At 62.3% G+C, this 8,660-nt stretch carries 6 protein-coding genes; 2 read left to right on the plus strand and 4 right to left on the minus strand.

The genetic code is table 11. The features are described 5' to 3' along the window. Nucleotides 1-49 precede the first annotated feature (49 nt). From guaD to xdhA, 4 genes are all read right to left on the minus strand, one after another. Nucleotides 50-1,354 (minus strand): guanine deaminase, encoded by a 1,305-nt coding sequence (gene guaD, locus WBR57_RS11530; protein ID WP_424083940.1) that lies wholly within the window; start codon nt 1,352-1,354, stop codon nt 50-52. A 13-nt stretch (nt 1,355-1,367) separates the two neighbouring features. After that, nucleotides 1,368-2,207, minus strand: a complete 840-nt coding sequence (gene xdhC, locus WBR57_RS11535) for a xanthine dehydrogenase accessory protein XdhC (protein WP_424083941.1) — start codon at nt 2,205-2,207, stop codon at nt 1,368-1,370. Nucleotides 2,208-2,323: 116 nt separating this feature from the next. Then, a complete protein-coding gene (xdhB, locus tag WBR57_RS11540; protein WP_424083942.1) occupies nt 2,324-4,723 on the minus strand; it encodes a xanthine dehydrogenase molybdopterin binding subunit in 2,400 nt (799 codons plus the stop codon). Then, complete coding sequence (xdhA, locus tag WBR57_RS11545; protein WP_424083943.1) at nt 4,716-6,164, minus strand: xanthine dehydrogenase small subunit; 1,449 nt, start codon at nt 6,162-6,164, stop codon at nt 4,716-4,718. The genes xdhB and xdhA overlap by 8 nt, the downstream gene beginning before the upstream one ends. A 280-nt stretch (nt 6,165-6,444) precedes the next feature. Here xdhA and WBR57_RS11550 point away from each other — a divergent pair, with 280 nt between their 5' ends. Continuing rightward, nucleotides 6,445-7,104: a GntR family transcriptional regulator gene (locus tag WBR57_RS11550; protein WP_424083944.1), complete on the plus strand. Its 660-nt coding sequence runs from the start codon at nt 6,445-6,447 to the stop codon at nt 7,102-7,104. A gap of 2 nt (nt 7,105-7,106) precedes the next feature. After that, the coding region (gene smc / locus WBR57_RS11555; protein WP_424083945.1) for a chromosome segregation protein SMC at nt 7,107-8,660 on the plus strand (1,554 nt) is incomplete at its 3' end.

Raw genomic sequence — 8,660 nt, forward strand, 5'->3', positions numbered from 1 at the left:
CATTCGCGAGCAAGCCCGCTCCCACATTTGTTTTGTGGCGTTTGTTAGATCAGCGTTGGTGCACGAGATTGCCGGCTGCGTAGGTCTGCAGAACCGTCCGGTCATCCCCCAGGGTCATCAACACAAACAACGTCTCGGCAATGTTATTCGCCTGCTTCAGGCGATAGCTCAGCAGCGGCGTGGCGTTGTAATCCAGCACCAGAAAGTCCGCATCGGTGCCTGGCTGCAACGTACCCACCTTGTCTTCCAGGCGCAGTGCCCGCGCGCCGCCCAAGGTCGCCAGGTACAGCGACTTGAACGGGCTCAACCGCGCGCCCTGCAATTGCATGACTTTGTAGGCTTCGTTCAGGGTTTGCAGCAGCGAGAAGCTGGTGCCGCCGCCCACGTCGGTACCCAAGCCCACATTCAATTTATGCTTCTCGGCCATTGGCAGGTTGAACAGACCACTGCCAAGGAACAGGTTCGACGTCGGGCAGAACGCCACGGCCGAGCCGGTCTGCGCCAAGCGTGCGCACTCCTCATCACACAGGTGCACGCCGTGGGCAAACACCGAGCGTTCGCCCAGCAGTTGGTAGTGGTCGTACACATCCAGGTAGCCATTACGCTCCGGAAACAGCGCTTTTACCCACTCGACTTCCTGCTTGTTCTCACTGATGTGAGTCTGCATATACAGGTCCGGGTATTCGCCCAGCAGTTGCCCGGCCAGGGTTAACTGTTCCGGGGTGCTGGTCGGCGCGAAGCGCGGCGTGACCGCATAGTGCAGGCGGCCCTTGCCGTGCCAGCGCTCGATCAGCGCCTTGCTTTGCTGGTAGCTGGATTCGGCGGTGTCGGTCAGGTAGTCCGGCGCGTTGCGGTCCATCATCACCTTGCCAGCGATCATGCGCAGGTCGAGTTTCTCGGCCGCTTCAAAAAAGGCGTTCACCGACTGCGGATGCACGCTGCCGAACACCAGCGCGGTGGTGGTGCCGTTGCGCAGCAATTCCTTGATGAAAATATCGGCGACTTCTTCGGCGTGAGCCTTGTCGGCGAACTGGCTTTCGCACGGGAAAGTGTAGGTGTTGAGCCAATCCAGCAACTGCTCGCCATACGCGCCGACCATGCCGGTTTGCGGCAGGTGGATATGCGTGTCGATCAGCCCCGGCGTGATCAACGCGTCCTGGTAATGGGTGACCTCGATATCGGCGGGCAGGGTCGGCAGCAAATCGCTGGCGTGGCCAACCGCGCTGATCTGGCCGTTATCGATGACCAGCAGGCCGTCTTCGAAATACTCATAGGAGGCTTCAATCCCCACTTCAGCAGGGTCGGCGATGCTGTGCAGGATGGCGGCACGGTAGGCTTTGCGAGTCAAAGGCATGGTGATCTCAATATTAGATAGCTTGGCTACGGCGTGACGCCGGCAGCAGTTTGGCAATGGGTTCGGCGCTCGCGGTGTGCTGGCCGAAATTCGCGTTATAGGTGGCGATGATTTCGCCGGCGATGGAGATCGCGATCTCCACCGGCAATTTGCCCTTCACCTCGGTGAGGCCCATGGGGCAGCGCATGCGTTGCAGCTGGGCGGTGTCGAAGCCGCGATCACGCAGGCGGTGTTCGAACTTGACCCGTTTGGTCTTCGAGCCGATCAGGCCGAAGTAGGTGAAGTCATCGCGCTTGAGCAGGGCGGCGGTCAGTTCCAGGTCCAGCGCGTGATTGTGGGTCATGACGATGCAGTAGCTGCCCACCGGCAAGTCGGCTATTTCGTCGACCGGTTCTTCGCTGACAATTTTACGCACGCCCTGGGGGATATGTTCCGGAAATTCCTGGTCACGCGAGTCGATCCAGCGCACCCGGCACGGCAGGCTCGCCAGCAACGGCACCAGCGCGCGGCCGACATGGCCGGCGCCGAACACCGCAATCTGCGCCTGCACCTGGCCCATCGGTTCGAACAGCAGCACGGTCACGCCGCCGCAGCACTGACCCAGGCTCGCGCCCAGGCTGAAGCGCTCCAGATGGGTGTTCTGCTGGCCGCGCACAAGCATGTCCCGGGCGATCTGCATCGCCTTGTATTCCAGGTGCCCACCGCCGATGGTGTCGAAGGTCTGCGCGGCGCTGATGACCATCTTCGAACCGGCATTGCGCGGCGTCGAGCCGAGTTCTTCGATGATGGTTACCAGCACGCAGGGTTCGCCCCGGTTCTGCAGGTCGGCGAGGGCGCTGATCCAGTTGTTCATAGTCACCTCTTGTGGTGTCTGTGAGGCCGCTATCGGGGGCAAGTCCCTCCCACATTTTGATTAGTGAATACCTTCAAATGTGGGAGGGGGCTTGCCCCCGATGGCAGCGCCTCGGTCTAAAGCGAAGCCAACTCAGTTTCGGTCTGCACTGCAACAGCAGCGGTCAACTGCCGCATCTGCTCACACCCCCACAACACCCGTTCCGGCGTCGCCGGCGCATCAATCTTCGGCTGATGGCGATAGTCACCCAAACTCGCCACCGCATCCTTGATCGCACACCACGAAGCAATCCCGAGCATGAACGGCGGCTCGCCGACGGCTTTGGAATGGAACACCGTGTCTTCCGGGTTCTTGCGGTTTTCCACCAGCTTCACGCGCAGGTCGAGTGGCATGTCCGCCACCGCCGGAATCTTGTAGCTGGCCGGGCCGTTGGTCATCAGCTTGCCCTTGTTGTTCCACACCAACTCTTCCATGGTCAACCAGCCCATGCCCTGGATAAAGCCGCCTTCGACCTGGCCGATGTCGATGGCCGGGTTCAGCGAGGCGCCCACGTCGTGGAGGATGTCGGTGCGCAGCATCTTGTACTCGCCGGTCAGGGTGTCGACGATCACTTCACAGCAGGCCGCGCCGAACGCGAAGTAGTAGAACGGCCGACCACGCGATAGGCTGCGGTCGTAGAAGATTTTCGGGGTCTTGTAGAACCCGGTGCTCGACAGCGAAACCTGGGCGAAATACGCCTGCTGGATCAGCGCCTCGAAGGTCAGGATCTGGTCACGCACGCGCACATGGCCGTTGTGGAATTCCACGTCGGCTTCGCTCACGTCGTACTTGCGCGCGGCAAATTCCACCAGGCGTTGCTTGATGGTTTCGGCGGCGTTCTGCGCGGCCTTGCCATTCAGGTCGGCACCGCTGGAGGCGGCGGTTGGCGAGGTGTTCGGCACCTTGTCGGTGTTGGTCGCGGTGATCTGCACGCGGTCGATGTCTACCTGGAATACTTCGGCCACCACTTGCGCGACCTTGGTGTTCAAACCCTGGCCCATCTCGGTGCCGCCGTGATTCAGGTGGATGCTGCCGTCGGTGTAGATATGGATCAGCGCGCCGGCCTGATTGAGGAAGCTGGCGGTGAACGAAATCCCGAACTTCACCGGGGTCAGCGCCAGGCCTTTTTTCAGGATCGGGCTGTGGGCGTTGTACAGGCGAATCGCTTCGCGGCGCTCGGCGTATTGGCTGCTGGCCTCAAGCTCGGCGGTCATTTCCTCGAGCATGTTGTGCTCGACGGTCTGGTAGTAATGGGTGACGTTGCGCTCGGTCTTGCCGTAGTAATTGGCCTTGCGCACGGCCAGCGGGTCCAGCGCCAGGTGACGGGCGATGGCGTCCATCACTTCCTCGATGGCGACCATCCCTTGCGGGCCGCCGAAACCGCGATAGGCGGTGTTGGACGCGGTGTTGGTCTTGCAGCGATGGCCGTTGACCGTGGCGTCGCCCAGGTAATACGAGTTGTCGGCGTGGAACATCGCACGGTCGACAATCGAGTTCGACAGGTCCGGCGAACAACCGCAGTTACCTGCCAGCTCCAGGTTGATCCCGTGCAGGCGGCCGCTGTCGTCGAAGCCCACGTCGTATTCGATATAGAACGGGTGGCGCTTGCCGGTCATCAGCATGTCTTCGACGCGCGGCAGGCGCATCTTGGTCGGCTGCCCGGTGAGGCGCGCGACCACCGCGCAGAGGCAGGCGGGGCTCGCGGCCTGGGTTTCCTTGCCGCCAAAACCGCCGCCCATGCGGCGCATGTCGACCACGATTTTGTTCATCGACACGTCGAGCACTTCGGCCACCAGCTTCTGCACTTCGGTAGGGTTCTGCGTGGAGCAGTAGACGATCATGCCGCCGTCTTCGGTGGGCATCACCGAGGAGATCTGGGTTTCCAGGTAGAAGTGCTCCTGGCCGCCGATATGCAGCGTGCCCTGGAGACGGTTTTTTGCCGTGGCCAGCGCACCCGCCGAGTCACCACGCTGGTGGGTGTGGCTGTCGAGCACGAAGTGTTTTTTACGAAACGCCTCGACCACATCCAGCACCGGTTCCAGGTCTTCGTATTCGATCACTGCGGCCATGGCGGCCTTGCGTGCGGTTTCGAGGTCGCGGGCGGCGACGGCGAGCACCACCTGGCCGACAAACTGCACGGTGTCGATGGCCAGCAGCGGGTCACCGGGCATCAACGGGCCGATGTCCTTCAGGCCCGGCACGTCTTCGTGGGTGATGGCGATGCGCACGCCTTCAAAGGCGTAACAGGGCGCGGTGTCGATGCTGAGGATGCGCGCATGGGCGCGGTCGGACATGCGCGCATACAGGTGCAACTGGTTGGGGAATTCCAGGCGGTCATCGATGTACTGCGCCTCGCCGCTGACGTGCTTGGCGGCACTGTCATGCTTGACGCTGCGCCCGACCCCGGAGGTCAGGTCCTGGGCGAACAGCCCGGCAAGTTCGGCCTGGGTTTTAACCACGGCGTGATGGTTAGACATAAGCGGTCACCCGAGTCTCGATGTGCGGCGTTTGCAGTTCGATGAAGTATTTGCGCAGCAGGTTTTGCGCGCTGAGCAGGCGGTATTCCTTGCTGGCGCGGAAGTCCGACAGCGGGGTGAAGTCCTCGGACAGGGCGGCGCAGGCTTTCTCTACCGTGGCGGAGTTCCAGGTGGCGCCGACCAGTACGGCCTCGCAGCTTTTGGCGCGTTTCGGGGTGGCGGCCATGCCACCGAACGCCACGCGTGCCTCGCTGATCATACCGTTGTCGATCTTCAGGTTGAAGGCGGCGCACACCGCGGAAATATCATCGTCCAGGCGCTTGGAAACCTTATACGCACGGAACAGCGCGTGGCCCTTGGGCACGATGATTTTCTCGATGAACTCGCTGTCCTGGCGGGCGGTGACGCGGTAGTCGATGAAATAGTCTTCGAGCGCCAGGGTGCGGCGTGTCTCGCCCTTGCACAGCACAATCTGCGCGCCGAGGGCGATCAGCAGTGGCGGCGAGTCACCGATCGGCGAGGCGTTGCCAATGTTGCCGCCGAGGGTGCCCTGGTTGCGGATTTGCAGCGAGGCGAAGCGGTGCAGCAGCGCGCCGAAGTCCGGGTATTCATGGTGCAGCGCGGTGTAGCAGTCGGAGAGGGCGGTGGCGGCGCCGATTTCCAGGCGGTCGTCGAAGTCGTCGATGCGCTTCATTTCTTCGATGTTGCCGACGTAGATCATCACCGGCAGGGTGCGATGGAACTGCGTGACCTCCAGCGCCAGGTCGGTGCCGCCGGCTAACAGGCGGGCTTGCGGGTAGGCGTCGTAGAGGTCGGCCAGGTCGGCGACGGTCAGCGGCACCAGGCAGCGTTTGTCGCCGCTGTTGAGTTCACCGGTTTGCGTCGGCGCAATGGCTTTGAGGCGCGCAATGGTCTCGGCCTGGCGGCTGTCGAACTGGTCCTGGGGCTTGTTGCAGCAGGCCTGTTCGGCGGCGGCCAGAATCGGGCGATAACCGGTGCAGCGGCACAGGTTGCCGGCCAGGGCTTCATGGGCTTTCTGGCTGTCGGGGGCGTCGCTGTTCTTTTGCAGGGCAAACAACGACATCACAAAACCGGGGGTGCAAAAGCCGCATTGCGAGCCGTGGCACTCGACCATGGCCTGTTGCACGCTGTGCAGTTGGCCCTGGTGCTTGAGGTCTTCGACGCTGATCAGTTGTTTGCCGTGCAACGACGAGACAAAGGTCAGGCACGAGTTGAGGCTGCGATAGCGGATCTGCTCGGCGCCGCTTTCGTCGCTGTGCAGCTCGCCGACCACCACGGTGCACGCACCGCAGTCGCCGCTGGCGCAGCCTTCCTTGGTACCGGATTTGCCCAGGTGCTCGCGCAAATAGTTGAGCACGGTCAGGTTGGGGTCCAGGGCGTGCTCGCTACGGAGTTCCTGGTTGAGTAAAAACTGGATCACGGAAGGCCTCGCAGACTCATTATTGTTGTTAACCGCTTTGCGCCGAATCTAGTCATGTCTGACTTTTCGGTCAATGATTTTCTGACCAGCAGGTCAAGAAAATCCGGTCGCAACACGTTCAATTATGGTCCAGTCTTCTGAAACCGGCGTATTTGGGGGTGTCTGGCTTTTCATCTTTGCTTATTTCATGCCAAATTCGCCGCCGTGGGCGTAGCGCCATCAGCGGGCCAATGCGCTACACTGCCGCGCTTGTACCGATAGAAGATTTTGAAGGGAAAACATGACGTTCAAGGCGCCGGACAGTCTCGCCGAGCAAATCGCTCACCACCTCGCCGAACGTATCATTCGCGGCGATCTCAAGCCTGGGGAGCGGATCCAGGAACAGAAGGTCACGCTGGCGCTGAATGTCAGCCGTGGTTCCGTGCGTGAAGCCTTGCTGATTCTTGAACGCCGCCACCTGATCGCGATCCTGCCGCGCCGTGGCGCCCATGTCACCGAGCTGACCGCGCACAAGGTGCAGAGCCTGTGCACGTTGATGGGCGAGTTGTACATTTTGCTCGGCAACGCGGTGGCCGAGGGCTGGCAGGCCCAGGCCGATATGGCGCCGTTCCTGCAGATCCAGCAGCGTCTGGTCACCAGCTTCGAGCGCCAGGACATCCGCGCCTTCGTCGAAGAAAGCTTCAACGTGATGCGCGCCGCCTACCCCTTCGCCAATAACCCGTACTTGCAGGAAACCGTCGAAAACCTGCAGCCGGCGATGAACCGTGCCTATTACCTGGCGCTGGATCAACGCAAGGCGTCGATGAGCGAGTACCTGGCGCTGTTCGAGCAACTGCTTGCCGCCGTGATGGCGCGTGACCTGGCGCAGATCCGCCAGGTGCTCTCGGCCTATGGCCAGCGCAGCTGCTCGTTGGTGATCGCTGCGTTGGCGGACGCCTAAACGTGCGGCTCAAGTGCATCAAACTGGCGGGGTTCAAATCCTTCGTCGACCCGACCACGGTGAACTTCCCCAGTAATATGGCGGCGGTGGTCGGGCCCAACGGTTGCGGCAAGTCGAACATCATCGACGCCGTCCGTTGGGTGATGGGCGAGAGCTCGGCAAAAAACCTGCGCGGCGAGTCGATGACCGACGTCATCTTCAACGGCTCCACCAGCCGCAAGCCGGTGAGCCAGGCCAGCATCGAGCTGGTGTTCGATAACTCCGACGGCACCCTGATCGGCGAATACGCGGCCTACGCGGAAATTTCGATTCGCCGCAAGGTCACGCGCGACAGCCAGAACAGCTACTTCCTCAACGGCACCAAATGCCGTCGCCGCGACATTACCGACATCTTCCTCGGCACCGGCCTGGGCCCGCGCAGCTACTCGATCATCGAACAGGGCATGATCTCCAAGCTGATCGAGGCCAAGCCCGAAGACCTGCGTAACTTTATCGAAGAAGCGGCCGGCATCTCCAAGTACAAGGAACGCCGGCGCGAGACCGAAAACCGTATCCGCCGTACCCACGAGAACCTGGCGCGCCTGACCGACCTGCGTGAAGAACTGGAGCGCCAGCTCGAACGCCTGCACCGCCAGGCCCAGGCTGCCGAGAAGTATCAGGAATACAAGGGCGAAGAACGCCAGCTCAAGGCACAGCTCTCGGCCCTGCGCTGGCAGGCGCTGAACGATCAGGTCGGCCAGCGCGAAGCGATCATCGGCACCCAGGAAATCAGCTTCGAAGCCTTGGTGGCCGAACAGCGCAATGCCGATGCCAGCATCGAGCGCCTGCGCGACGGGCACCATGACCTGTCAGAGCGCTTCAATCTGGTGCAGGGGCGTTTCTATTCGGTGGGCGGCGATATCGCCCGGGTCGAGCAGAGCATCCAGCACGGCCAGCAGCGTTTGCGCCAGTTGCAGGATGACCTGAAGGAGGCCGAACGCGCGCGCCTGGAAACCGAATCGCACCTGGGCCACGACCGCACCTTGCTGCTGACCCTCGGCGAAGAGCTGGACATGCTCACCCCCGAGCAGGAAATCACCAGCGCCGCCGCCGAAGAAGCCGCCGCCGCCCTGGAAGAATCCGAAACCACCATGCACGGCTGGCAGGAGCAGTGGGACGCCTTCAACCTCAAGTCCGCCGAGCCGCGTCGCCAGGCTGAGGTGCAGCAGTCGCGCATCCAGCAGCTGGAAACCAGCATGGAGCGCCTGGCCGAGCGCCAGCGCCGTCTGCAGGAAGAGCGCGTGTTGCTCGCCGCCGACCCGGAAGACGCGGCGATCATGGAGCTGAGCGAGCAGCTCGCCGAAAGCGAAATGACCCTGGAAGAGCTGGAAGCCAGCGAAGAACAACAAGTGGAGCGCCTGGAGCAATTGCGCCAGCAACTGCAACAGGCGACCCAGGCCCAGCAGCAGGCCCAGGGCGATTTGCAGCGGCTCAACGGCCGCCTGGCGTCGCTCGAAGCCTTGCAGCAAGCCGCGCTGGACCCGGGCACCGGCACCGCCGAGTGGCTGCGTGACCAG

This window comes from Pseudomonas sp. (assembly GCF_049590575.1).
GTDB lineage: Bacteria > Pseudomonadota > Gammaproteobacteria > Pseudomonadales > Pseudomonadaceae > Aquipseudomonas.

Excerpts from the sequence above, each read along its gene's own strand:
- guaD (WP_424083940.1), bottom strand. The coding sequence starts at position 1,354 with ATGCCTTTGACTCGCAAAGCCTACCGTGCCGCCATCCTGCACAGCATC.
- WBR57_RS11550 (WP_424083944.1), top strand. The coding sequence starts at position 6,445 with ATGACGTTCAAGGCGCCGGACAGTCTCGCCGAGCAAATCGCTCACCAC.
- xdhB (WP_424083942.1), bottom strand. The coding sequence starts at position 4,723 with ATGTCTAACCATCACGCCGTGGTTAAAACCCAGGCCGAACTTGCCGGG.
- xdhC (WP_424083941.1), bottom strand. The coding sequence starts at position 2,207 with ATGAACAACTGGATCAGCGCCCTCGCCGACCTGCAGAACCGGGGCGAA.